At 66.2% G+C, this 25,709-nt stretch carries 21 protein-coding genes; 12 read left to right on the forward strand and 9 right to left on the reverse strand.

Going from position 1 to position 25,709, the window contains the following annotated elements:
- Window positions 1-20: 20 nt before the first annotated feature.
- The 4 genes from A5788_RS21455 to A5788_RS21470 all read right to left on the reverse strand — a co-directional run bounded on the left by A5788_RS21455 (window position 21) and on the right by A5788_RS21470 (window position 4,581).
- Complete coding sequence (locus A5788_RS21455) at window positions 21-1,847, reverse strand: phosphoenolpyruvate carboxykinase (GTP) (protein WP_049700356.1); 1,827 nt, start codon at window positions 1,845-1,847, stop codon at window positions 21-23.
- A gap of 217 nt (window positions 1,848-2,064) precedes the next feature.
- Window positions 2,065-2,415 (reverse strand): DUF6802 family protein, encoded by a 351-nt coding sequence (locus A5788_RS21460; protein WP_064866382.1) that lies wholly within the window; start codon window positions 2,413-2,415, stop codon window positions 2,065-2,067.
- Entirely contained in the window at window positions 2,412-3,746 is a 1,335-nt protein-coding gene (locus A5788_RS21465) for a hypothetical protein (RefSeq protein ID WP_064866380.1), read from the reverse strand. Before A5788_RS21465 ends, A5788_RS21460 begins: the two co-directional genes overlap by 4 nt.
- Window position 3,747: 1 nt before the next feature.
- Window positions 3,748-4,581, reverse strand: a complete 834-nt coding sequence (locus A5788_RS21470; RefSeq protein WP_064866378.1) for a hypothetical protein — start codon at window positions 4,579-4,581, stop codon at window positions 3,748-3,750.
- 115 nt (window positions 4,582-4,696) lie between these two features.
- Between A5788_RS21470 and trmB the strand changes: the two genes are divergently transcribed.
- The 3 genes from trmB to A5788_RS21485 all read left to right on the forward strand — a co-directional run bounded on the left by trmB (window position 4,697) and on the right by A5788_RS21485 (window position 9,606).
- Window positions 4,697-5,548, forward strand: coding sequence for a tRNA (guanosine(46)-N7)-methyltransferase TrmB (gene trmB, locus A5788_RS21475; RefSeq protein ID WP_064866418.1), 852 nt, complete (start codon window positions 4,697-4,699; stop codon window positions 5,546-5,548).
- A complete protein-coding gene (locus A5788_RS21480) occupies window positions 5,545-6,336 on the forward strand; it encodes a hypothetical protein (protein WP_064866377.1) in 792 nt (263 codons plus the stop codon). Before trmB ends, A5788_RS21480 begins: the two co-directional genes overlap by 4 nt.
- 126 nt (window positions 6,337-6,462) lie before the next feature.
- Window positions 6,463-9,606: an MMPL family transporter gene (locus A5788_RS21485; RefSeq protein WP_064866375.1), complete on the forward strand. Its 3,144-nt coding sequence runs from the start codon at window positions 6,463-6,465 to the stop codon at window positions 9,604-9,606.
- Window positions 9,607-9,615: 9 nt separating this feature from the next.
- On the opposite strand, the gene A5788_RS21490 is transcribed toward A5788_RS21485, so the two are convergent.
- Genes A5788_RS21490 through A5788_RS21500 form a run of 3 tightly spaced genes read right to left on the reverse strand, consistent with a single transcriptional unit; the run spans window position 9,616 to window position 12,799 of the window.
- Window positions 9,616-10,284 (reverse strand): response regulator, encoded by a 669-nt coding sequence (locus A5788_RS21490; protein WP_064866373.1) that lies wholly within the window; start codon window positions 10,282-10,284, stop codon window positions 9,616-9,618.
- The gene (gene macS / locus A5788_RS21495; RefSeq protein WP_064866371.1) at window positions 10,281-11,414 is read right to left on the reverse strand and encodes a MacS family sensor histidine kinase; all 1,134 of its coding nucleotides are present in this window, start codon (window positions 11,412-11,414) and stop codon (window positions 10,281-10,283) included. The genes A5788_RS21490 and macS overlap by 4 nt, the downstream gene beginning before the upstream one ends.
- The gene (locus tag A5788_RS21500; RefSeq protein ID WP_231894036.1) at window positions 11,411-12,799 is read right to left on the reverse strand and encodes an AI-2E family transporter; all 1,389 of its coding nucleotides are present in this window, start codon (window positions 12,797-12,799) and stop codon (window positions 11,411-11,413) included. The genes macS and A5788_RS21500 overlap by 4 nt, the downstream gene beginning before the upstream one ends.
- A gap of 34 nt (window positions 12,800-12,833) precedes the next feature.
- On the opposite strand from A5788_RS21500, the gene A5788_RS21505 reads away from it, so the two are divergent.
- A complete protein-coding gene (locus A5788_RS21505; RefSeq protein ID WP_049700347.1) occupies window positions 12,834-13,967 on the forward strand; it encodes a lysylphosphatidylglycerol synthase transmembrane domain-containing protein in 1,134 nt (377 codons plus the stop codon).
- A gap of 61 nt (window positions 13,968-14,028) precedes the next feature.
- Window positions 14,029-14,472 carry a DUF3054 domain-containing protein gene (locus tag A5788_RS21510; RefSeq protein WP_064866369.1) on the forward strand — a complete coding sequence of 148 codons (444 nt, stop codon included), beginning with the start codon at window positions 14,029-14,031 and terminating at the stop codon, window positions 14,470-14,472.
- Here A5788_RS21510 and A5788_RS21515 read toward each other — a convergent pair.
- Window positions 14,448-16,100: an NTF2-like N-terminal transpeptidase domain-containing protein gene (locus tag A5788_RS21515; RefSeq protein ID WP_082937791.1), complete on the reverse strand. Its 1,653-nt coding sequence runs from the start codon at window positions 16,098-16,100 to the stop codon at window positions 14,448-14,450. The genes A5788_RS21510 and A5788_RS21515 overlap by 25 nt on opposite strands.
- 297 nt (window positions 16,101-16,397) lie before the next feature.
- On the opposite strand from A5788_RS21515, the gene A5788_RS21520 reads away from it, so the two are divergent.
- From A5788_RS21520 to A5788_RS21550, 7 genes are all read left to right on the forward strand, one after another.
- Window positions 16,398-17,165: a pirin family protein gene (locus A5788_RS21520; RefSeq protein WP_064866367.1), complete on the forward strand. Its 768-nt coding sequence runs from the start codon at window positions 16,398-16,400 to the stop codon at window positions 17,163-17,165.
- Between the two features lie 32 nt (window positions 17,166-17,197).
- Window positions 17,198-19,192 carry a M13 family metallopeptidase gene (locus A5788_RS21525; protein ID WP_064866365.1) on the forward strand — a complete coding sequence of 665 codons (1,995 nt, stop codon included), beginning with the start codon at window positions 17,198-17,200 and terminating at the stop codon, window positions 19,190-19,192.
- Window positions 19,167-19,712: a potassium channel family protein gene (locus tag A5788_RS21530; RefSeq protein ID WP_049700343.1), complete on the forward strand. Its 546-nt coding sequence runs from the start codon at window positions 19,167-19,169 to the stop codon at window positions 19,710-19,712. Before A5788_RS21525 ends, A5788_RS21530 begins: the two co-directional genes overlap by 26 nt.
- Window positions 19,713-19,771: 59 nt before the next feature.
- Window positions 19,772-21,949 carry an MMPL family transporter gene (locus A5788_RS21535; RefSeq protein WP_064866363.1) on the forward strand — a complete coding sequence of 726 codons (2,178 nt, stop codon included), beginning with the start codon at window positions 19,772-19,774 and terminating at the stop codon, window positions 21,947-21,949.
- A 93-nt stretch (window positions 21,950-22,042) separates the two neighbouring features.
- Window positions 22,043-22,999 carry a R2-like ligand-binding oxidase gene (locus A5788_RS21540; protein ID WP_064866361.1) on the forward strand — a complete coding sequence of 319 codons (957 nt, stop codon included), beginning with the start codon at window positions 22,043-22,045 and terminating at the stop codon, window positions 22,997-22,999.
- Between the two features lie 48 nt (window positions 23,000-23,047).
- Window positions 23,048-23,905: an alpha/beta fold hydrolase gene (locus A5788_RS21545; protein WP_064866359.1), complete on the forward strand. Its 858-nt coding sequence runs from the start codon at window positions 23,048-23,050 to the stop codon at window positions 23,903-23,905.
- Between the two features lie 491 nt (window positions 23,906-24,396).
- Complete coding sequence (locus A5788_RS21550) at window positions 24,397-25,113, forward strand: slipin family protein (RefSeq protein WP_064867469.1); 717 nt, start codon at window positions 24,397-24,399, stop codon at window positions 25,111-25,113.
- Between the two features lie 25 nt (window positions 25,114-25,138).
- Here A5788_RS21550 and A5788_RS24140 read toward each other — a convergent pair.
- On the reverse strand, window positions 25,139-25,709 hold a 571-nt coding region (locus tag A5788_RS24140), incomplete at its 5' end, for an HNH endonuclease signature motif containing protein (protein ID WP_197502779.1).

Genomic DNA, 25,709 nt, shown 5'->3' on the forward strand with positions numbered 1-25,709 from the left:
AGATGTGACAGAAGGTGAGATCAGGCCAGCCGCTGCTTGAGGGCGTCGAGCTCATCCTGCAGGCTTGTCGGGAGCTTTTCGCCGACGAACTCGAAGAGTTCTTCGATCAACGGGAGCTCACGACGCCACTCGTCGGGATCGACGGCGAGTGCCGCCTCGAGATCCTCGGTGGGGACGTCGAGCCCGGAGACGTCGATCTCCTCCGGCTTCGCGACGATGCCGACCGGCGTCTGCACGCCTTCGTTCTCGCCCTCGATGCGGCCGATGATCCACTTCAGCACGCGGCTGTTCTCGCCGAATCCCGGCCACAGGAAGCGGCCGTCATCGCCACGACGGAACCAGTTGACGTAGAAGACCTTCGGGAGCTTCGACGCATCGGCGTTCTTGCCCAGGTTGATCCAGTGCTGGAAGTAGTCGCCGACGTGGTAGCCCATGAACGGCAGCATGGCCATCGGGTCGCGGCGGACGGTGCCCACCTTGCCCTCGGCGGCCGCGGTCTGCTCGGAGCCGACCGTGGCACCCATGAAGACGCCGTTCTGCCAGTCGCGGGCCTCGGTCACGAGAGGCACCGTGGTCTTGCGACGACCACCGAACAGGATCGCCGAGATCGGCACACCCTGGGGGTCGTCCCACTCCTCGGCCAGCGAGGGGCACTGCGAGATCGGTGTGCAGTAGCGCGAATTCGGGTGCGCGGCAGGCTCATCCGAGTCGGGCGTCCAGCTACGTCCGAGCCAGTCGGTCAGGTGCGCAGGCTTCTCGCCTCCGATTCCCTCCCACCAGATGTCGCCGTCGTCGGTCTCGGCGACGTTGGTGTACAGGGTGTTTCCGGCGTCGATGGTCTTCATCGCGTTCGGGTTGGAGTCCATGCTGGTGCCCGGTGCCACACCGAAGAAGCCGAACTCGGGGTTGATCGCGTAGAGACGGCCGTCGTCGCCGAAGCGCATCCAGGCGATGTCGTCGCCGACGGTCTCGGCCTTCCAGCCCGGGATGGTCGGCTGGATCATTGCCAGGTTGGTCTTCCCACACGCACTCGGGAACGCAGCGGCGACGAAGTAGACCTTGTTCTCCGGGCTGGTGAGCTTCAGGATCAGCATGTGCTCGGCCATCCAGCCCTCGTCACGCGCGATCACCGACGCGATGCGCAGCGCGTAGCACTTCTTGCCCAGGAGCGCGTTGCCGCCGTAACCCGATCCGTACGACAAGATCTCGCGGGTCTCGGGGAAGTGGGTGATGTACTTGTTCGGGTTGCACGGCCATGCGACGTCGGCCTGACCGGGCTCGAGCGGAGCGCCGACCGAGTGCAGGCCCTTGACGAAGAAGCCGTCGTCGCCGAGCAGGCGCAGCACCTCGGGACCGACGCGGGTCATGATCTTCATCGAGAGCACGACGTAGGCGGAGTCGGTCAATTCGACGCCGAGCTTCGGGTCGTCGGAGCCGAGCGGGCCCATGCAGAACGGGATGACGTACATCGTGCGGCCGCGCATGCTGCCACGGAAGAGGGGCGTGAGGGTGGCGCGCATCTCGTCGGGCGCGACCCAGTTGTTCGTGGGGCCCGCATCTTCTTCACGCTCGGAGCAGATGAAGGTGCGCGATTCGACGCGCGCGACGTCGGCGGGATCGGACTTGGCCAGGTAGGAATTGGGCTTGTGCTCTTCGTTCAGCTTGAGCAGCGTGCCCGACTCGACGAGTTCGGCGGTGAGACGATCCCACTCCTCGTCGCTGCCGTCGGACCAGACCACACGGTCGGGCTGAGTGAGCTCGGCGACCTCGGCCACCCATGCCAACAGCGCTTCGTGTTTAGTCGGAGCGGTGCCGGGTTCCAGACCCGGAATCGTGGCGGCGGTCATATTTCCTCCTCCGAGGTGGCGACCCGCATTGGCCGCCCCGTATGGGTTGCTTATCCCCAGGATACTGTGACCGAGCGTGCGCTAGGGCCTGGGGTTACGAGATGCGGTATAGGCCACATTCGCACACCCCGGAGGGGGCTTGCAAGGTGACCGATGTCGGATTTCCGAGGACTTGCAACCCACTGCCACCAGGACTTTCTGCTCTATGCGAACCCACTCACTCGAGTCTGCCGGAGTCCGTGGCGACCCAGATGCCGGTGTCGCGGTCGAGTGTTCGGGAGGCGAACGAGCCGTCGGAGCCCACCTGTGTGATGCGATCGACCTGACCGTCGTGGTCACTGTCGGTGTACACCGTCAGGCCCCCGGGACCACTGCGAGTCAACGAATCGGGCACTCCGTCTGCGTCGGTGTCGACGTCTGCGGGGCCGAGGTCCCAGATGCGGCCGTCGTCGTGCATCAGCAGGTTGTCGGCGGGCGAATCGGGCTGCGACCCCGGCTCGGTGAGGCCGGCCCAATCCCGGTTCTCCTCACCGGATACGTCTCCGAAGTCGAACGAGTCGATGTTCACTGCCTACCCCCACTGACTGCACCGCCCGCTGCGCGGAGCTCTCTGAGACGTTGATCGATCTCGGCGACCTCGTCGGCGATTCGACGACCCTGGCGATCGTATGCGCGCAGCACTTGGCCGCCGATGCGCGATTCCGCCTCGGTGAGCTGCATGGCAACCCGACGTTCAACCCGGGCACGGACGTCGGCGAGAACGTCGTTGACCCAGGTGCGCACCTGCGCGCGCACGGTTGCCGCACGCCGCATCCGGATCACCCACACCGCCACCGCGAGTCCGAGCAGGAGCGCCGCGGGCATGCTGATCCACTGCAGCGTGTGCACCGAGGCCAGCGGCGCGACCGCGAGTCTGCCGATACCGATACCCGTCGACGCACCGATCAGCAGCAGCATCGCGTCCTCGCCCGTGCGTCGCCCGGACGGCAGATCGCGACGCGCGACGATCGGCTCGTCGTCTCGGTGCGCGGGCGGATCGTCGACGTCGAGTCCGACGAGGGTCGACGACGCGACGGCGTCGAGTCGGGTGTCGGTGATGGCGTCGAGGTCGGTGACGAGACCGTCGATCTCGCGGTCGAGCCACGCGGCGTCGGCCTCGACGTCGGAGCCGGTGGTCGCGGCGCCGCGGTGTTCGGCGCGCGCAACGAGCGCACGGACCCGCGCCGTGATGTCGGCGCTGCTCTGCGCACGCACGCGAACGATCCCCGCGCGAAGCGACGCCAGCCGGTCCGCCCGTCCCCTGTCTCTGAGCGCCAGCAATCGTGCGCGACGGATTGCCAAGGCGTCGGGGTCGACGCGGTCGTCGGTATCCACAGGGGTCGGTGCTTGCGGGGTCTTCGGTTGCGGGATGCGTGCAGTGGGCTCGGCGTTCGGTGTCGCGAACCAGTCGAGCAGATCGCCGATCCCCGACTCCTCGACGGCGCCCGCGAGTGCCGCGGCCGCCGACACCGCGAAGACCGGTAGCGCTCCGGCGGGATCGAGTTCTGACCGATATCCACGCACGATCCGCGGCCAATCCCAGAACGACTCGATGCGGCAACAGACCAGAGCGACATGCTCCACCGCCGAGGTCAGCTCCCGCAGCGCGGCAAGATCCTCGTCGTCGACGACCGCCGATGCCGGATCGATGACCAGCACCGCAGCGTGGGCGCCCGCGAGGTCGCGGTTCGGATCGAACGTCACGAAGTCGATGGCCGAACCTGCAGCACCCCCTGTCTCAGCCGCTACCGCCCGACACGCCTCCACGAGAGGCTCGACGTCGACACCTTCGGCGGCAGCGACGGCGACCCGACACAGCGGAACGAGACCGGCGGCGAGCGTCGACAACTCGGAGCCCACGTCACACACCTTCCGTCCGCAGGAGCCGTTCGACGCTGTCGCGGTCGGCGCCGGCTGCCGCCGCCAGCTCGAGCGATGCGCGCACCTGCGCACCCCGATGGGCAGCGACCGCGGGCATGCACGTCTCGATCGCGTCGCGCAGAGCGTCGAATCCGCTTGTCGCTCGTAAGTATCTAGTGAGTGCCGCTGCGGTGGCGGCCGCCGGGTCGTCGACGGCCAGAAGAGTTAGCGCACGCCCGATACCAGCGGCGTCGAGGCGTCGAATCAGATCGGCGCGCATCTGCAATTGAGGCCGTGCGGGCGCGAGAAAGTGGCCGGACATCGCCGGCATCGCCTCACCGTCGGCAGCGAGTGTGCGGAGGAACTCGAACTCGTCGTCGGACACCCTGGCGCACGCCGACAACTGCGAGACCGCGACGACCGGCCTGGCGAGTGACTCACTCGCGGCGCATACGAGCCCATCTGCGGCGTCGGCTGCGAGTGTGTCGGCCTTTCCGAGGACGACGACGGTCCGCTCGCGTGGCGAGGCGGCGAGCATGTCGTGGTCGGCACGTCGCGGCGCTCCTGCGAGCACATGCACTCGAAGATCGGCTCCGGCGAGCACGCCCGACCCACGCTCGGCCACGAATGCCGCGACCCCGAACCGCTCACACAACGCACGCGCCATCATGTCGCGACCCACCCCGCGCCGACCGACCACCGCAACCGACAGTGGCTGCACGTAGCGTCGCGCGGCGGCGTCGAGCGTGCCGAAAGCGGGCGAATCGGGCGCGACGAGCTGCCCGATCGATCCCGACGACAGTGCGAGAGCGAGCGGACCCGTTGGATCGATCACGCACTCACCCCCACTCGAGACCGGCCGATCTTCCCTGGTGGAAGGGTAGTCGCAGTTGGGTGAGGTGGCGCAGCAGATTGCACAAGCGGGTGTCGACGTGTGCATGACCGACCCGATGGGCCACGATGGACCGGTGAACTCCTCCCCCGGACCGGCCGACGGCCAAGGCGACGCGTCACGCCTCTACCCGCGTGTGACCAGCTTCCGCTTCCGCCGCGGCTCGCTGACGCCGGGCCAGCAGCGCAACTGGGAGACGCTGTGGCCGGTGCTCGGCCGCGACCTGGCAACCGACCCGGCCCAGACCCCGGAACCACCCATCGACTTCGACGCACTGTTCGGGCGCGAGGCACCCCGCGTGCTCGAGATCGGCAGCGGAACCGGCATCTCGACGGCCGCGATGGCGGCAGACGAACCCGACGTCGACGTGATCGCCGTCGAGGTCTACAAGCCGGGCCTGGCACAGCTCGTCGGGCTCGTCGACCGCGCTGGCCTGACCAATGTGCGCATGATCCGCGGCGACGGCGTCGTCGTGTTGCGTGAACTGATCCCGTCCGGATCGCTCACCGCGATCCGCCTCTTCTTTCCCGACCCCTGGCCCAAATCGCGCCATCACAAGCGCCGCTTCGTCCAACGAGGCACCATCGAACTCATGGCTGACCGACTCCGGCCCGGCGGCGTCCTGCATATCGCCACCGACCATGCGGACTACGCGGAGTGGATCGCCGAAATCCTTGCGACGCAGAATCCCGAGCGGGTCCACGTCGTACCCGCGACCACTGCGGTGCCGGTCTCGCTCGAGCGTCCGACCACCAAGTTCGAAGGTCGCGCAGAACGCGAGGGCCGCGAGGTCAACGAGTTCGTCTATGTCCGACCCCGTGAGAAGGCGACGGCTGAGGGCTCAGACAACCCAGAATCTCCAGAAACCCCTGAATCTCCAGAGATCCCGACAGGCGGCGATGGCTCATGACCGACACCCGTGGCACGGCCGCACGCTTCGCCGACACGATCTCCGGACAGAGCGGCGCGCAGCGCGTCCTTCTGGTCTGGGACGCACCCAACATGGACATGGGCCTCGGGTCCATTCTCGGCGGACGGCCGACGGCGGCGCATCGACCGCGGTTCGACGCGCTCGGCCGCTGGTTGCTCCAGCGCACCGCCGACATCTCGGCGCAAGCGGCCGTCGCGGCCTACGACCGGTCGGTCAGCGACGACAACGCCGATGACAGTGCGATCGACGATGACGATGCTCTCGACGGCGATAGTGATGTCGACGACATTTCGACGACGTCGGACACCGCGGTCCAGATCGAACCCGAGGCGACGGTCTTCACCAACATCGTGCCTGGTAGCGCCGACGTCGTGCGGCCGTGGGTCGACGCGTTACGCAACGTCGGGTACGCGGTGTTCGCCAAGCCGAAACTGTCCGAGGACAGTGATGTGGACTCCGACATGCTCGACCACATCGAGCTTCGCAGGCACACTGTTGGGTTAGCCGGGCTTATCGTCGCGTCCGCAGATGGTCAGGCGTTTCGGGATCCACTGATCGAGATCGCAGCCGAAGGCGTTCCGGTCACGGTCATCGGGTTCCGCGAACACGTGAGTTGGGCGCTGTCGACGGACGGACTCGAGTTCGTCGATCTCGAGGAGATACCCGGTGTGTTCCGGGAGCCGCTGCCTCGGATCGGGCTCGATTCACTGCCAGACGACGGCGCGTGGCTCACCCCGTTCCGGCCGCTGCGCGCACTTCTCCGCTGAGAGAACAGTCCGCTCGGACCGCAAACCCAGCCCGAAACACCAAGAGCCAAACCTCAGCAAGCACTCAGGCACCACTGAAACAATCTCGGCAACTATCTCGGCGAGACTTTCCCGAAAGGAGTCGGCGTGTTCGGAGCCATCGGAACATTCGTCTTCCGGATGCGCTTTGCCGTCATCGCGGTGTTGGTCGCCATCATGGGCGGCCTCGGCCTCTACGGACTCGGCCTCGGCAACCACCTGTCGCAGAGCGGCTGGTTCGACCCGACCGCCCAGTCGTCGAAGGGTTCGGTCGTCGCCGACACCGCCTTCGGCCGCGACCATCGCTCCGACGTCATCCTCCTCATCACCCCGCCCGCAGGCACGCAGGTCGACGACAAGGAGTTCGGCACCAAGGTCGAGAAGGTCGTCGACGATCTGCTGCAGCAGCATCCCGATGTGGTGCAGCGAGCAGCTGAGGCTCCCGATTCGACCGATCAGCAGGCCTACGAGAACGCGCTGCGCAACAACCACGAGATCATCGACCCCTTCTATCTGAAGGACGACACGGTCGCGCAGAAGGCGGCACAGGACACCATCAGGTCGCGGACGTTCACCGCGGACAAGAAGCAGGCCTTCATCAGCATCGGCGTCGCGGGCAACGACGACACCTCGGTGCTCGCGAACTACCAGAAGGTCGAACCGTTCCTGCAGGGCGTCGTCGACGATCCCGGCAAGTACGGTCTCGAGGGCACCCGATTCCAGTTGGCCGGCCTCCAGCCCGTCGCAGGAGCAATGGCCAGCGGCATGGACGACGACATCCGACGCGCCGAGGTCATCGCGCTTCCGCTGGTCGCGGTGATGTTGTTCTTCATCTTCGGCGGTGTCATCGCCGCCTGTCTCCCGGTGTTCATCGGCGGTCTGACCATCGCGGGCTCGCTGGGCATCATGAACATCATCGCCCAGCTCACCGAGCTCAATATCTTCGCGCAGTCGGTGGTCACCCTGATCGGCCTCGGCATCGCGATCGACTACGGCCTGTTCATCGTCAGCAGATTCAGAGAAGAACTCGCAGAGGGTTACAGCACCAAGGCCGCGGTACGAAGAACCGTGATGACCGCGGGACAAACCGTGGTCTTCTCGGCGACCATCATCGTCGCCGCCATCGCATGTCTGCTGATGATGCCGCAGGGCTTCTTGAAGTCAGTCGCGTACGGCGCGATCTTCTCGGTGTCGTTGGCCGCGATCCTCTCGATCACGGTGCTGCCGGCCATCCTGAGCATCCTCGGACCGAAGATCGACGCCTTCGGGCTGCCGTTCCTCCGGCGCACCAAGACCAAGGCCGAGATCGAGAACGGCTTCTGGGGCCGCCTGTCGGGGTGGGTCATGCGCCACCCGGTCGCCACCGCGGTGCCGACCGTCCTGATCCTGCTCGTCCTCACCATCCCGATCGGCGGCATCAAGTTCGGCGGCATCAGCGAGGCTTATCTGCCGCCGGACAACCCGAGCCGTGTCGCGCAGGAGGACTTCGACAAGGCGTTCCCGAAGGAACGCACCGAAGAGGTCAAGCTCGTCATCTCCTACGACGTCAACGACCCCGACAGCGGCACCAAGATCCAGCAGATCGCCGACGAGGCCAACAAGATCCCCGGCTTCACCAAGCAGTTCAGTCCGTCGGCCGACGACGGAGCACTCACCGGGACCTACGGCTTCAACGGTCCGCAGGTCATCCAGATGTCGGCGGGTCTGGTCAATCGCGATACCGCCGGCGCGGCCGTCAAGGACCTGCGCGCCATCGACAAACCCGCGGGCATCCAGATGTGGGTGGCCGGAACTCCGGCACTCGTGCAGGACTCCATCGACGCCCTGCTCACCCGACTGCCCCTGATGGCGATCCTGCTCGTCCTGGTCACCGGATTACTGATGTTCCTGGCGTTCGGCTCGCTGGTGCTACCGATCAAGGCAGCACTGATGTCGGCGCTGGGTCTCGCCGCGACGCTGGGCATCTTGACGTGGATCTTCGTCGACGGTCACGGCGCGTCGATCGCCAACTTCACGCCCGGCCCGCTGTTTGCGGCGGTCCTGGTGCTGATCATCGCGATCGTGTTCGGTTTGTCCACGGACTACGAGATATTCCTGTTGTCCCGCATGGTCGAAGCGAGACAGAAGGGCGCGAGCACCACGGAAGCGGTCCGCGTCGGTACAGCACACACGGGTCGGATCATCACCGCGGCGGCTGCGATTCTCATCGTCGTGACGGGCGCTTTCGGTCTGTCCGACATCGTGATGATGAAGTACATCGCGTACGGCATGATCGCGGCCCTCATCCTCGACGCGACCATCATCCGCATGTTGCTGGTGCCGTCGACGATGAAGCTGCTCGGCGACGACTGCTGGTGGGCACCGCGCTGGATGAAGACCATGCAGCGCAAGATCGGCCTCGGCGAGACGATCCTCGACGACGAGCCCGACGCCAAGGTCGCCGGTGCGGGCGCCGGCACGCAGGGTATGCGCGCGGGCACGCTGATCTCCGAGGTACCGACGACCGCCATGCGGGCAGCTCCCCGTGCCGCCGCAACGGTCTCGGCGGGCGCGGCCACACGCTCCATGCGCGCCGGTTCGGCGCCGCGGCCAACCCCCGCGCCCCAGCCGACCCCGGCGCCGCAACCGATGCAACGTCGCGCTGCGCAGCCGGCTGCCCAACCTCCTACTGCGCAACCTGCAGCAACCCAGCCGGCAGCGCGCAGCGGGCCGTCACGGCCGCCGTCGGACCGACGCCCCGCCCTGCGCGACCAGCGTCCCGCACAGACTCTCGACGAGATCGAGCCGGTACGTACGCGCACCGCTCGCCCGCCGTCACCGCGTCGTCAGAAGTCCGATCGTCCCGACACCGGCGGGTGGATGCTCGGCGAAGGCGGCATCCGCCTGAACCAGCCGCAGTCAGGCGCCACGGGCCCGTCGCCGCTGGGTCGACGCCCCGATCTCGACAAGACCGGCAAGCGTCCGCTCGTCGCGTCACTGTCGCCGGAGCAGGCGCGGGCAACGCAGCAACGCGCACCCGAGGGTGCACAGTCGCCGATGGAGCGGGGCCTCTCCCCCGACGCGGCGCGCCGAGCACAGCCACCCGTCGCACCGGGCGAGGAACATCAGACCCGCACGACGCCGCCTCGGCGTTCGCGCCCCGACGATGGACCGAGTCGGTCCGATCGCCACGCACGCGCCGACGAGACGCCAGGCGAGAACCGGCAGATCAGCGTGCAGGAGTTGTTGCGCCGCAGCCGTTCCGGCGAGTAGCAGGTCAGCTCACTCGTCGTCGATCCCGTGCTCGATCGCGTACCGCGCGAGTTCGACACGGTTGCCGAGCTGTAGTTTGCGCAACGTCGACTGCACGTGATTCTCGACGGTCCGGTGGCTCAAGGTCAGCTTCCGGGCAATCTGCTTGGCGCTCATGCCCTTTGCGACGTAGCGCAGCACCTCGGTTTCACGCTCGGTGAGCACCGGGGTCTGTGGCGCACGGTCGGGTTCTGACGACATGCGCCGGAATTCACCGAGCACGAGACCCGCGAGTCCCGGTGTGAAGACCGCCTGGCCGGCAGCGGTCGCCCGCACCGCGTCGATCAGTTCCTCCTTCGACGCACTCTTGACCAGATAGCCACTCGCGCCGGCCTTTACGGCGTCGAGGACGTCGTCGCGCTCGTCAGACGCCGACAAGACCAACACCCGCGTCTTCGGCGACACCTCGAGGACCGCCGCGGTGGCCTCCGCCCCGTTGCCGTCGGGCAGTTGCATGTCCATGAGCACGACGTCGGGTCGCACCGCACCGGCACGACGCCCCGCCGCGCCGGACGAATCGGCGGTCGCCACGATCTCGAACCCCGCGTCGGAGAGATCGCGCGCCACCCCGTCCCGCCACATCGGGTGGTCGTCGACAACCATCACCCGCAGTCGGCTGGCATCTTGCGTATCGCTCATTTCTTCTCCCGCGTCACCGGTACCGTCAGTTCCCACTCCGTGCCTATTCCCTCGTCGGAGTCGAGTATCGCTGTGCCACCGAGCGATTCGATTCTCGCGACGATGGACTGCGCGACGCCGAGCCTGCCGGCGCGACGCGCCTCGTCGAGCCGTCCCGCCGCGATACCCACACCGTCGTCGCGGACACTCACGACCACGGTGTCGTCGAGGTCTTCGAGGAGTACGTAGGCCCGCGCCCCCGCACCCGCGTGATGTGTGACGTTGTCGAGTGCGTTGATCACCGCAGCGCTGATCTCGCGTGCCGTCGTCGCGTCGATGATCACCGGGTCCGCGGGCGCGCTCACCGCGGCGACGTCACCACCGGCAGCGCGCAGCAGCGCGGTCAGATCCGCAGTCCCACACGTCGATTCACCGCCGACGTCGACATCGGAGATCAGGCGACGCAAGGCGACCTCCTGAGTTGCCGCGAGGTCGGCGAGTTGCGCTGTCGGACCGCCTATCTCACGCCCACGTTTGGAGATGAACGAAAGTACCTGAAGCACACCGTCATGCACCTCGCGGGACAGTCTCTCGCGTTCGGTCGCAGCCGCCGCGACACGCGCAGCAGCGGCCAACTCCGCCTGCGCCCGACGGGCGTTGACCGCGGCGAGTCCCACCGCGACGCCAGACGCCATCATCACGAGGATCGTCGCGTTGCGGCCGAAGTTGAGGTCGAGCCAGCCCTTGACGAAAGCGCTTGTGCCGCCGACGACCAGACCTGCAACGAGGCCGACGATCGGCCCGCCGAGCAGTGCCGCCGAGATCACCGAGTTGGTGGCCCACAGCGTCGTCGGCCATGTCTGATTGTTCAGCGCCCATGATTCGCTGGCCACATACGATGTCGACAGCATGAGTGCGCAGGCGATCACCAATTCTGCGCCGACCCAATACCAATTGCGGCCGAAGCCAACGTAATACGCGATGCCGCAGGCCACGGTCCACGCGGTGAGCAATCCGAACAACACCCACGTCACACCCGGGTGCAGCAGATCGTCGTCGATCGCGATCCGGAAGCCGAGCGCGTAGAGGTACGACAACAGTCGCAGCACCTGCGCGCCGCGCCAGAGCGGCGTGACCGGATCACTTCTCATGACGTCTCGTCGGGGTCCTTCGCGGGCGTGGTGTCACCGGGCGCTGTGTCGTCGGTTGCCGTGTCTCCCGTGTCGTCCACGCGAGCACCATCACCGTCGAGCCCTCGCTCGACGTCGGCCTCGGCGTCGGCTTTCGAGACACCGACGCCCTCCTCGACCGCGACGCCCGCCGAGGCGGTCGCGGCATCGAGATCTCGGTTGTCCCAATGAGGTTCGTCGGGTTCGGCGTAGTGATACGAACCCTCACCACTCGAGATCGGCAGGTTGCGGTGGCCCGCGAGATATCGCACGGCGGTATTCGCGAACGCGATGATCGGTACGGCGAACAGGCCGCCGATGATCCCCGCCCCGACGATGCCCGCGGCGATTGCGAGGATCACCGCGACGGGATGCAATCGCACCGACCTGCCGAGCAGGAACGGTTGCAGCACATGGCCTTCGAGCTGCATCACGCCGACGAGGATGGCCAATACGATCACGGCGGTCAGCCAGCCCTGCGTGACCAGCGCGATCACGACGGCGAGCGAACCACTGATCAGTGCGCCGACGATCGGTATGAACGAGAACAGGAAGATCACCGTTGCCAGCGGCAGGGCCAGCGGAACGCGCAGGATCGCCAGCCCGATGCCGATACATACGGCGTCGACGAGGGCGACGATCACCGTCGCACGCACGTAGCCGACAAGGGTGCCGAAGCCCGCGACTCCCGCGGCAGCGACCCGACCTCGGGTATTGCGAGGTACGAGTCGGCAGCAGAACTCCCAGATCTGACCGCCGCCGTAGAGGAAGAAGATCGTCAGGAAGACCATCAGCAACGCGCCGGTGACCAGTTCGGTCGCCGTCGTTGCCGTGGCGACGGCACCACCGGCGAGTTTGGCCTGGTTGTGCTCCATCAGGTTGATGATGTTCGACCCGAGGTTGCGCACCTGCGATTCGTCGACGTCGAGTGGGCCGTCGACCAACCACTCCCGGGTGCGGTCGATGGTGACCGTGATCTCGGCGGTCAGTGCGGGGAATCCGTGGACAAACGCTCGGCCGACAAACGTCAGGACGGTCGCAACGACACCAAGCGCGACCAGCATCATCACGACGACGGCGAGCGAGCGCGGCAGACCCTTCCGATCGAGCCAGTCGACGCCCGGCACAAGGAATGCCGACACCAGAATCGCCAGCGCAACCGGAACGAGTACCTCGTCGAATTGCAGGAACAGACGCCCGAGGACGTAGATGGCGAGGAGGATCAGCAGGAGCCGCCAGACCCACTCGGCTGTGGCACGGACAAACGGGTGGACCTTGGATCGGTCGAGCTCGGCCAGCGACCTGCCCGACGCACCCGCTTCTGCATCTTCGGGATATCCGTCGTTCGTTCGAGCGGCATGGTCCACGGAAGTCACACTAGCTGTCGTTACCCTTGGCCGTATGACGTCGGATACACCGGCGGTCCACCGCACCGCCACGCGCTCACGCTTCTGGTGGGTTCGGTGGGTGCTGGTGGCGGTCGTGGTGGTCGTCCTGGCGGTCGAGATCGTGCTGATCTGGCCGAAACTCGAAGAGGCCGCGCACCGAATCGGTGATCTCGATTGGGTGTGGCTCGTCGCGTGCATCGTCGCCGCATTGCTCTCGATGGACAGCTTCGCGCAGGTACAGCGAGCGCTGCTGCGCTCGGCGGGTGTCCGTGTGTCCGAGTGGAAGTCGCTGTCGGTGGTGCTCGCCGCGAACTCGGTCAGCCAGACGCTGCCGGGCGGTCAGGTGCTCGCGCCTGCCTTTACCTACCGCGAGACCCGAAAGTGGGGTGCCACTCCCGTCATCGCGTCGTGGCAGGTCGTCATGTCCGGACTGCTCGCGGGTGTGGGACTCGCAGTGCTCGGCTTCGGTGGCGCACTGCTCGCGGGCGCCAAGACCAGCCCGTTCTCGGTGGTCTTCTCCGCGGTCGGATTCATCGCGGTGGCTGTCGTGCTGCAGTACCTCGCCAGCCATCCGGAGTCGTTGCAGTCGACAGGCGAACGCGTACTCGGCTGGATCAACCAGGTACGCAGCAAGCCGGCCGATCACGGGGTGGCGCGGCTGCTGGAGACACTCGAACAGCTGCGGGCCGTCCAGCTCACGCGCCGCGACACCAGCGTCGCCTTCGCGTGGAGCTTGTTCAACTGGATCGCCGACGTCGCATGTCTGATGTTCGCGTGCTGGGCGGTCGGGGCTCATCCGAGCATCTCCGGCCTGATGGTCGCCTACGCGGCGGGCAAGGCGGTCGGTACCGCCATCCCGCTGCTCCCCGGAGGCATCGGTGTGGTCGACGCCGTGCTCGTCCCGGCGCTGACCAGTGCGGGGATGCCTGCCGCCGACGCGCTGACAGCGGTGCTCGTCTACCGCATCATCAGCTATGTGTTCATCGCCTTGATCGGGTGGATCGTCGTGTTCTTCCTGTTCCGGTCGCGTATCCGAACCGACGATTCGATCGGCGAGGAGATCGATCGCGACGTCGAGTCGGGCGATTTCGACCCGGCCGCGAATCCCGGGCAGAAGGAGTTGGGGCCCGAGCCGCCCCCCTCATGAAAGCCCCACCCCGCGACCCGCAGCACGTCGTCGACGGTGGGTGGCGCTACCGTGGATACCCATGTCGAAGTCTGACGTGAGCGATCCGACCAGCAGTCGGCACTCGACGACGTTTCCGCTGGCCGCGGCAGCGCTCTGCGACGCCGTCGCCGTCGTCGTGTTCGTACTGATCGGCAGGGCGAATCACCACGACGGCTTCGCGCTGATCGGAGTGCTGCAGACCCTGTGGCCGTTCCTGGTCGCCACCGCCGCGGGCTGGTCGATTGCCTACGTCTATGCGCACGTCCGGTCGAGTGAATGGTTCGGCAGCGACTTCCGACCTGCCCGCATCATCCCGTCAGGTCTGATGATCTGGATCTGCACCGTCGCGATCGGCATGGTGCTGCGCTACCTGCTGCACCAGGGCGTCGCTCTGAGCTTCATCATCGTCGCGACCATCGCGCTCGGCCTGTTCATGCTCGGCTGGCGCGCGGTCGTCGCCTACGCGATGCGGAAGTACTTCTGAGCGACCTGTAGCGCAGCGGTCCCCGACTTCTCACCCTCGGTGTAGATCACGATGACCTTGCCGCCCTGGATGCCGACGAACCAGCCCGGACCCTGCGGTCCGTTGGTGCCGACCAGCGCTTTCAGGCCGGGCGCACGGGTCAGGTCACTGGCGTCGCCGGTCTTGGCCGTTGTCGTCATGGCCGCGAGGATCGGTGCGCTCACCGACTTGTCGATCGCGCCGAGCGAACCTCCGTCGACCTTGGTCGGCGCTCCCGAGATGACTGCGGGAGCAACCGAGCTCTGATCCCCCGCATCAGCGCGTGCCATCGACACACCGAGCGCAGCCATGTTCAGCATGGTCGCCGTCGCCGACTGTGGTCGATAGTCGATGGTCGCGACGCCTGGCTTCGGCGTCGTCGGCGTCGACGCACCGGGAACCGTGAAGGTGACGCCGAGCCCCAGCCTGTCGAGCGCCGTGTCCGACGACTCCTTGTTCGACGACTGCTTCTGCGACGTGGCCTTGTCGACGGCCGAGAAGACGGGATCGAGTGTCGCGCCGACCGGATACGCCTGGTCGACGCTGTTGCCGCGCTCGGCCGCGTAGTCGTTCTGCGCAAGCCCGAGAATCCGGCCCGACCCGGCGTCGAGCGCCATGATGGTCGCGGGTTGCCCGACCTCGACGGCCGCGTCACCGAGGGTCAACTGCACCTGCTGGTTGATCGACGTCGCCACGTCGGGACCGGGAGGCCCCTGCTCACCCGCGAGCTTGCGCGGCGCGAGACCGGGGCCGACCATCTGGACCTGCCATCCGGCCGTCGCGTCGCGGATCGCCTGCCAGTAGTTGGTCAGTGCCGGTTCCAGGGGCGACGAGAGTCGACGGTCGGCCATGACGAGCATGCCGGTCTTGTTCACCGAGACTCCGGGAACCGCAGCAGGATCGCTGGTCATCACACCCATGTCGGGATCGCGCAGGGTCACCGCGACGATCGGCTTGTCCGGTGTCGCCGCGAGCTTCGCGTTGATCACCTCGGGTGTGATCAGCGGCGCGATCGGCGCCAGCGTCCGCGAGAGGGCGCGCACCGACGCTTGCAGATCCTTGGTCTTGGCCGGGTCGAGAATGATCTCGTTGACCGGCGCCAACACCATGAACGGCTTGCCGGACACGCTGTTGACCGTCGGGGCCGGCCGCGCATCGGTCCGGATCTCACGGAGGTTGCCGCCGACGGGCAACCCCTGGGCCAGAAGAGCGGGATCCCACGTGATCTTCCAGCCGGAACTCAGGTGTCGAGCAGTACCCGACGTCGCCGACTCGAACGAGCGGTCCTTGTCCCACCGCCAGGTGGTCTTCAGATTGAACGACGCGGTGCCGTCGCTGTACTCCTCCGGCTTGTCGACGTCGACGTCGATCGATTGAGGGTTCATCGCGGTAACGGTCTGCGTCAGGGCATCCGCCGCCTGTCCGGGGGCGGTGGTGAACGACGCTGCTGCGGTGGCGTCTTTCCTGCTCAGTGCGCTGGCGAACTCGCTGACCGCCGCCGCGGCACCGGTGTCTGGACCGCTCGTGACCATTCGCCAGGTGACGAAACCACCGGCACCGACGAGGACTACGCAGGCAACAAGAGCTACCCACCGCAAGCAATACTTCATAGTCCCATTCTTCACTTTAGTCACACGAGTAACACCATCAACCTGCTTGCGGTCGGAACTCGGACTAGTCACGATCTCGTCTCGGCCCCCGTCGGTCTCACGGTCGGCCGTGCGATCGGGGGCGTCGGCCAGGGACTTCGCGGTGGCCGGGTCGATGAGCTTCTCGCCGTCGGAATCATCGTCTCGCGGACCGGAGTCGACGAGGAGGTCTGAACCCTCAGCCACGCCGGAGTCAACCTCTGCTGCAGCGCGGTGGCGGCCTGAACTCCGCGTCAGAGCCGATGCCCATAATGGGTCATGGTCTTCACGGTGCTCCGGGCCGAAGTCCGGGAGGTGACGTCGACCGATTGGTTGACCTCCCGTCACTCGTTCTCATTCGGCGATCATTACGATCCATCAAACACCCATCATGGACTTCTCATTGCATGCAATGAAGAAGTTTTACTACCCGGACATGGATTCGATGCCCACCATCATTCGGATTCCGAAATCGTCACCTGGGTGGTCTCCGGCACGTTGGTGCACACGGACTCCGCTGGTCACACCGGCGTCGTCTATCCCGGTCTCGCCCAACGAATGAGCGCCGGCTCCGGCATCGACCACACCGAACGCAACGATCCGTGGCCTGACCTGCACGAATCGGGTTCCGAACCGGTCCACTACATACAGATGTGGCTGGTACCCGACGAGTACGGCATCACGCCGTCGTACGAGCAGCGCGACATCTCCGCAGCACTCGCCGGGGGCGATCTCGTCGCCGTGGCGTCGGGCGACCCATCGGTCGATGCCGCGATCACGATCAGCAACCGCGCCGCGACGCTTTTCGCCGTCCGTATCGCACCGGGCGCCTCTGTCGGCATCCCCGACGCCCGGTTCACCCATGTCCTCGTCGTCGACGGCCGGGCCGTGCTGTCCACAACAGATCAGGCCGCCGAGATCACCCTCGCAGCAGGCGACGCTGCGCGCGGCGTCGACACCTCCGGGGCCACGCTGCGCACGGACGCGGGAGATGGACCCGCCGAGATTCTGATCTGGGCCATGGACAAAGCACTCGGAGAGCCGTAACTCAACTGAAGGTAGCCGGGCGGCGTGACAGGATGGATGCCGTGACTGCTTCGAAGACCGATTCCCTTCCCTCCGGCATCGACCTCGAGTGGGTCGACGACGCCGTCCGCGTTCAGGACGACCTGTTCGCCCACGTCAACGGCAAGTGGCTCGACACCCACGAGATCCCCGACGACCGTTCCGTCGACGGAGCGTTCCACGTGTTGCGTGACCGCGCGGAGGAGAACGTCCGCGACATCATCACCGCATGCGCCAAGGCCGATCCGCCGAGCGGCTCCGACGCCCAGAAGATCGGCGATCTCTTCGGGTCGTTCATGGACACCGACCACATCGAGGCACTCGGGATCGGTCCGATCCGCGGTGAGATCGAAGCCATCGAAGCGGTCGCGTCGACCGACGAACTCTCCGGCCGCATCGGTCGCCTACAGCGCCACGGCGTCGGCGGACTCTTCGGTTTCTACGTCGACACCGACGCCAAGCAATCCGATCGATACCTGGTGCACGTGGTGCAATCGGGTCTCGGACTGCCCGACGAGTCGTACTACCGCGACGACAACCACGCGGAAACCCGTGAGGCATACCGCGATCACGTCTCGCGAATGTTCGCGCTCGCAGGCTACGGCGACGCCGACCAGCGCGCGACCACCGTCCTCAACCTCGAGACCGCCATCGCGGGCCATCACTGGGACGTGGTTCGACGACGCGACGCCGACCTCACCTACAACCTCTTCACGCTCGGCGAGTTCGATTCGCTCGCTTCGGGTTTCAACCTCCACGAGTGGTTCGGCGGCCTCGGTACCGTCGGAGACGTCACCTTCGCGGAGGTCGTGGTCAGTCAGCCGTCGTTCATCGACGACGTCACCACCCTGTTCGCCGAGTCGCCACTCGAGCACTGGAAGACGTGGCTGACCTGGCGGCTGCTGCATTCGGCCGCGTCGTACCTGTCGTCGGAGTTCGTCGACGAGAACTTCGCTTTCTACGGCCGCACCCTCACCGGAGCCGAGACCATCCGCGACCGCTGGAAGCGCGGCGTCGGATTCGTCGAGGGCGCAATGGGATTCGCCGTCGGTAAGCTCTACGTCGAGGAGCACTTCCCACCCGAGGCCAAGGCCCGGATGGACGAGCTCATCGCCAACCTCGTTGCGGCGTACCGCCAGAACATCTCCGACCTCCCCTGGATGACGCCGTCGACCCGTGAGCGCGCGTTGGTCAAGCTCGAGAAGTTCACCCCCAAGATCGGCTACCCCGCGCAGTGGCGCGATTACAGCGCACTGTCGGTCGATCGTGGCGATCTCATCGGAAACTACGCGCGCGCAGCATCATTCGAGAACGAGCGCGAGTTCTCGAAGATCGGCTCGCCCGTCGACCGTGACGAGTGGTTCATGACGCCGCAGACGGTGAACGCCTACTACAACCCCGGCATGAACGAGATCGTTTTTCCCGCAGCGATTCTGCAGCCGCCGTTCTTCGATCCCGACGCTGACGACGCCGCCAACTACGGCGGGATCGGCGCGGTGATCGGCCACGAGATCGGACACGGATTCGACGACCAGGGCGCCAAGTACGACGGCGACGGCAATCTCGTCGACTGGTGGAGCGATGCCGACCGCACCGAATTCTCCAAGCGCACAAAGGCATTGATCGAGCAGTACGGCGAGTTCACCCCCGAGGGACTCGACGACAAGTACAAGGTCAACGGCGAGTTCACCATCGGTGAGAACATCGGCGACCTCGGCGGACTGTCGATCGCACTCGTCGCCTACCGCCTCGCCACCGAGGGCACCGAGCCCCCGGTCATCGACGAATTGACCGGCATCCAGCGTGTGTTCTACAGCTGGGCGCAGATCTGGCGCACCAAGACCCGCGACGCCGAAGCGATCCGTCGACTCTCCATCGATCCCCACTCCCCGCCCGAATTCCGTTGCAACGGTGTGGTTCGCAACATCGACGCCTTCTACGACGCGTTCGACGTCGCCGAGGGCGACGAGTTGTTCCTGCCCGATGTGGACCGTGTCCGCATCTGGTAAGTCTCCGAGTTCCGGCGGCAACTCGGCGATCAGTGGCCCACGCCTCGCGAGCGCACTTCTGCGTCCGGCGCTCGCGGGGTTGGTGTTGCTCGTCGGCTATTTCCTGCTGCCGATCAACCAGGACAACGACGCCAAGTTCATCGGCCTTGTCGTGGGGGCACTGCTGCTGACCGCGTTCTGCGGCTGGGAGATTCGACATTTCATCCGGTCGCCGTATCCGGTCGCCACAGCCGTCGAGATGATCGCAGCACTCGCGACGTTCTATATCGTCGCCTTCGCCACCACGTACTTCCTGCTCTCCGAGTACGGCACCGACAGCTTCAATCTCCGACTCACGCGAGTCGACGCGCTCTACTTCAGCCTGACGGTGTTCACGACCACCGGCTTCGGCGACATCGCGGCGGCGTCGCAACCAGCGCGCATCTTCGTGTCGATCCAGATGGCGAGCAGCTTCGCCCTGATCGGCCTCGGCATCCGCCTTGTCACGCTGCTCGTCTCGTCGAAGCGCTCGTCCGACTGAGCAGCGCAGGGACCCCTGACTCAGCCAGGCATTTCGGGCAGCGTGCCAAGATAGACGGCATGGCCACCCCGCAGCGGACCGCGTCGTCGACCTCCCGTCTCCGCTGGCTCATCCCGGCACTCGGCATTCTCGCCTGGATCGTCGTCGGCTCGTTCACCGGACCGTTCGCGGGCAAGCTCGCGTCGGTCTCGACCAACGACAACACCGCGTTCCTGCCGGCCTCGGCCGAGTCGACCCGCGTCAACGACGAACTCGCGAAGTTTCAGGACACCAGCTACATCCCCGCGATCGTTGTCGCCGAACGTTCGTCGGGATTCACCGACGCCGACGCGACCTATCTGACCGACACCATCACGCCGCTCGCCGGGACCGAGGGATTCGGGAAGGCATTCTCACCGGCGATCCGCTCCGCCGACGGCAAGGCAGCCGAACTCATCGTGCCGATCTCGACGGCGGGTGAGCCCGCCGACACCGTCGAGAAGCTCCGCGATCTCCTGGCGAATCCGCCCAACGGGCTGAGCATCTACGTCACCGGTCCTGCCGGGCAGGTCGCCGACCTCGGCGAGGCCTTCGCGGGTATCGACGGCCTACTGCTGCTCGTCGCGGGCGCGGTGGTGATCGTCATTCTCGTCATCGTCTACCGCAGTCCCATCCTCCCGTTTGTCGTCATCATCTCGGCGGTCTTCGCGCTCGGACTCGCGTCCGGTGCCATCTACTTCTTGACCAAGCAGGGCGTTTTCGAGCTCAACGGTCAGAGCCAGGGCATTCTGTTCATCCTCGTGTTCGGCGCCGCAACCGACTACGCACTCCTCCTGGTGTCTCGCTTCCGTGAGGAGCTGACTCAGACAGCAGACAAGTATCAGGCGATCAAGGTTGCGTGGCGAGCGACGATCGAGCCGGTCGCGGCGTCGGCCGGCACGGTGATCCTCGGAGTGCTGTGCCTGCTGTTCTCCGACCTCAACTCCAATCGCAGCCTCGGCCCGGTTGCCGCGATCGGCATCGTGGCCTCATTCCTGGCGTCGATGACCTTCCTGCCCGCGGTTCTCGCGCTCCTCGGCCGAACCGCATTCTGGCCCGTCCGACCCCACCTCGCCGAGTCGGGCACCGAGACCTCGACGCATCGCTTCTGGCACAGGATCGCCGAAAAGGTCGCTGCCAAGCCGCGAGCCATCTGGGCATCCACCCTGATCGTGCTGCTCATCGGTGCCGCGTTCGCCCCGATGTTCCGCTCCGACGGCATCGCCCAGACCGACTTCTTCCTCGGCACCGTCGAGTCCGTCGAGGGCGCCGACGTCCAGGCGCGCCACTTCGACGCGGGCAGCGGCTCACCGACGTGGATCATCGTCGACGCCCCGCAGGCCCCGGCGGCTCTCGACGCCGTGAAGAGCGTCGACGGCGTCGCGCAGGCACAGGTCTACACCGCGGGCCAGACACCGGTGGTCCGCGACAACCGCGTGGCCATCGAGGCGACGCTGACCGACAACGCCGACTCGCTCGCAGCGCAGGACACCGTCGTGCGGATACGCGAGCGTGTCCATCCGATCGACAACGCGAACGCTGTCGTGGGCGGAACGACGGCCACCGACCTCGACACTCGCACCACCGCCGAACACGACCGCAATCTGATCATCCCGATCGTCCTGCTCGTGGTGCTCGCGGTGTTGATCCTGCTGCTACGCAGCATCGTTGCGCCGGTCATCCTGCTCGGCACCACTGTGCTGTCGTTCGCGACGACGCTCGGCGTCGCGGCGTTGCTTTTCAACGGACCGTTCGGTTTTCCGGGCGCAGACCCCGTCGTGCCGTTGTTCGCGTTCGTGTTCCTTGTCGCGCTGGGCATCGACTACAACATCTTCCTGATGACACGCGTACGCGAGGAATCGAAGACTCATGGCACGCGCCAGGGTGTGATCCGCGGGCTGACCGCGACCGGCGGCGTGATCACCTCGGCAGGTGTCGTGCTCGCCGCGACGTTCGCGTCGCTTGCCGTGATCCCGCTGCTGTTCCTCGCCCAGGTGGCGTTCCTCGTGGCGTTCGGCGTCCTGATCGACACGCTCATCGTGCGCACGTTGCTCGTGCCCGCGCTGTCGATCGACATCGGGCGACGAATCTGGTGGCCGAGCGCGCTGTCGCGCAAGAGTGAGACCGCACAGGGCGAGACCACCCAGGGTGAGACCATCCAGAAGGGGTCACCCCGGAGCGAGAACGCACTCGCGAACGGCGACGCAAGTGACGCGTGAGTAACCTGAGAGTTCGCGCAATCCAACCGGTCTGGTTCGATCGCGGCGCTAACGTCAGCATATGAGTTCCGAACGATCGTTGATCGGCGCGCCATGACGCTCGCCGACCGCCCATCCATCGCGCGTCAGGATTTCGCGTCACTGCGTCGCGGCGGCCTCAACTGGCAATCCCTGCCGCTGCGTCTCTTCGTGAAGGGCAACGCTCGGTTCTGGGACCCCACTGCCATCGACATGTCCCGAGACGCCGCCGACTGGTACGAGCTCGACGCCGAACAACAGCGCAGCGCAACGTTTCTCGTCGCGCAGTTCGTCGCGGGCGAGGAGGCGGTGACCCAAGACATCCAGCCGTTCATGAAGGCGATGGCCGCCGAGGGACGGTTCGGCGACGAGATGTACCTGTCGCAGTTCTGCTTCGAAGAGGCCAAGCACACTGAGGTATTCCGCCTCTGGATGGACGCAATCGGCCTCACCGACGACCTGAACCCCTACGTCGCCGACAACCCCTACTACCGACAGCTCTTCTACGAAGAACTTCCCGAATCACTTCACCGCCTCGACAACGATCCATCGCCGCTCAACCAGATCCGCGCCAGCGTCACCTACAACCACGTCATCGAGGGCTCACTCGCTCTGACCGGTTACTACGCCTGGCAGCGGATCTGCACCAGGCGCGGAATCCTGCCCGGCATGCAACGAATCATCAAGTTCATCGGCGACGACGAGCGTCGCCACATGGCGTGGGGCACCTTCACGTGCCGTCGCCATGTCGCGGCCGACGACAGTCTGTGGGAGGCGGTCGGCGTTCGGATGGGCGAACTGATGCCGCTCGCGCTCGGGATGATCGAGTGGGTCAACGCGCAGTTCGACGAGCCGCCGTTCGGAATCGACAACTCCGAGTTCCTCTCGTACGCCGCCGACCGCGCGCAGCGTCGACTCAGCGCCATCGAATCGGCGCGCGGCCGCCCCGTCGAGGAGATCGACCTCGACGTCTCGCCCGAACTGCTCGAAGAGCGCTTCGGCGAGGAGGACGCCGAATCCCTGGGCACCTGAGCACCCCAACTCGTGACAAGAAACTAGAACACGTTCTAGTCTGATCGTGTGGATGTCACCTACGACGAGACCAAACGCGAACTGAGCACCGCCAACGGCGTGCTGCGCTATCACGAAGCGGGCGACCCCGACGCGCCGCCGCTGATCCTGCTTCACGGCTCCGGCCCCGGCGTGACGGGTTGGCGCAACTATCGCGGCAACCTCGGGGTCTTCGCGGAGACACACCACTGCTTCGTTCTGGAGTTCCCCGGCTTCGGCGTCAGCGACCCGTGGGAGGGCATGCCGGTGCTCACCGCAGGCAAGTCCGTGCTCGCGTTCATGGACGCGCTCGGGATCGCCGCCGCACCGATGATCGGCAACTCGATGGGTGGCGTCGTCGGAGTCAATCTCGCAATTCGCAAACCCGACCGCGTCGAGAAGCTCGTCACCATCGGTGGCGTCGGGCCAAACCTGTTCAGCCCGAGCCCAAGTGAGGGACTGCGACTACTCCAAGAGTTCGCCGACGATCCCGACCGCGACAAGCTGATCCGCTGGCTCCGCGCGATGGTCTACGACAAGGACCTCGTCACCGAGCAGCTAATCTCCGAGCGGTGGGAGGCTGCGATGAATCCCGAAGCGCTCGCCACCGGCCGCGCGATGTACGGCTCGGCATCGTTCGAGATGCAACAGCAATTCCTCGCAACCTCCGACGTCCCGCCCTACTGGGCCATGATGCACAAGATCTCCTGCCCCACACTGCTCACCTGGGGCCGCGACGACCGCGTGAGCCCACCCGACATGGCCCTCGCCCCCATGCGTCTCATCCCCGACGCCGAGCTGCACGTCTTTCCCCGCTGCGGACACTGGGTGATGATCGAGGCCAAAGAGGCATTCGAGTCGACGGTCGCCGCGTTCCTCGCGCGCTGACGCGCCTGTGTCCGCTGGTTGAGCGCGACCCACCCCGCTGGTCGAGCGCGCCCTATCCGCTGGTTGAGCGCGACCCGCCCCGCTGGTTGAGTGCGCCTATTCCGCTGGTTGAGCCGGCGCGAGCTTGCGAGCACCGAAGTCGAAACCACCCCACCCCAGCCCCAACTCCGCCCGTAAAACCCGTTGCCCCCGCCCAACCCGCTCTGGCATCGTTACCTCTCGCACGAGAGAGCAGCCGATCCCGGGGTACCGGCGATCATGTTCTGCGCGTTGGACTCTCGAGCACCATTCACGGAAATGGCAGGGCTCTCACAGCCCGAGGTTCAACTCCTCACCAGACGCCGCCCCCGGGAATACAAGGTCGACGCCGGTCCTGCGGTCGTCCGACGTCCGACTTCGGTCGGTCGACGGACGGCCCCATCGACGCGATCTCCCGCGGGCGGTGTCGCCTGCACTACGACATGCGCGACAAACGAAGGGAGGTTCGCATCATGTCTGCTTTCACCGAACTCCGCCTGGCGACCAAGCCTGCCAAGCGGTGGTTCCCCAAGATCTCCGTACCCATCGGGTACAAGGGACTCGAGTACCGCAATGGCGAACTCTCCCGCGAACTTTCGCCCGGCGAGTACCGCGCGCGCAGGGGCGCCGCATACACGTTCGTCGACATGCGTGAACGGGTCATGACCCTCGCGCCGCAGGACATCCTGACCTCCGACTCCGTGTCGCTGCGCGTCACGATGGCCGTCCGCGCGTCGGTTTTCGACGCGGTCGCATTCACCGAGCGGGCCAGCGATCCGTGGGCGGCGGTATACCTCGCCGCGCAGGTGGCGTTGCGTGAGGTCTGCGCAGCCGTGACCGTCGATGAGGTGATCACCCGAGCCGACACCGTCGACACCGGGTCGATCATCGCCGCGACCGCACGTGCTGGCCGCGCTGCGGGCATCGAGGTGCTCGACGTGGTGGTCAAGGACGTGATCCTGCCCGCCGAGATCCGCTCGGCAGCAACCGAATTGGTCACTGCCAAGGCACGCGGGCTGGCCAAGTTGGAGACCGCACGCGCAGAAACTGCTGCGCTGCGTTCATTGGCCAACGCCGGTCGCGTGCTCGACGCCCACCCCGCACTGGCGCGCTTGCGTCTGGTGCAGGATGCGCCGTACGGCACCAAGTTCGTGCTGGCGCTCAGCGACGCCGAGCCCGGCACCGACTGAGCCAGGACGATCCCAGGGAGACCCGTCAGTAGGGTGGCGGGTTTTCCTGGTTCCACTTTTCTTCGGCGCGTGTGACTTTGGCGCGTCGTTGTGTGTGGATGGTGTCGATGGAGCGGCGGGCGGGGTGGTCGGGTGGTTTGGTGGGGATGAGTTTGGGGAACAGATCGAGGCCGCCGAAGGCGTTGCCGACAAAGGTGTGCCCGGTGGGGGATACGAAAATCGCTGTCTGCAGGTCGAGTTGGTAGTCACGCCATCGACCGAACGTTTTGGTTCGGTGATGAAACCGGCACAGCGGTTTGAGGTTTGCGCGCACGGTCAACCCACCGCTGGACGGGTCGTGGTGGTCAAACGGGGTGCTGTGGTCGACGTCGGCCTGCCACACCGGGTTGGTACACCCGGGAAACGTGCAACACAGTTCCCCCGAACGGACCAGCGAGAGGAGTTTCTTGCTGGGCACGTAGCGCAAGGCGGCGCGGGCGGCCGCGGCGTGGTCGGGGTGGCGCGGATCAAGAGCGCCGACGCCGGCATCGAGGTAGTCGAATGCTGCATCTGCGGCCAACTCGCGGACGGTGTCGGCGTCGATGACTCCGACCCCA

This window comes from Gordonia sp. 852002-50816_SCH5313054-c (genome assembly GCF_001665925.1).
In the GTDB taxonomy this organism is placed as follows: domain Bacteria; phylum Actinomycetota; class Actinomycetes; order Mycobacteriales; family Mycobacteriaceae; genus Gordonia; species Gordonia jacobaea.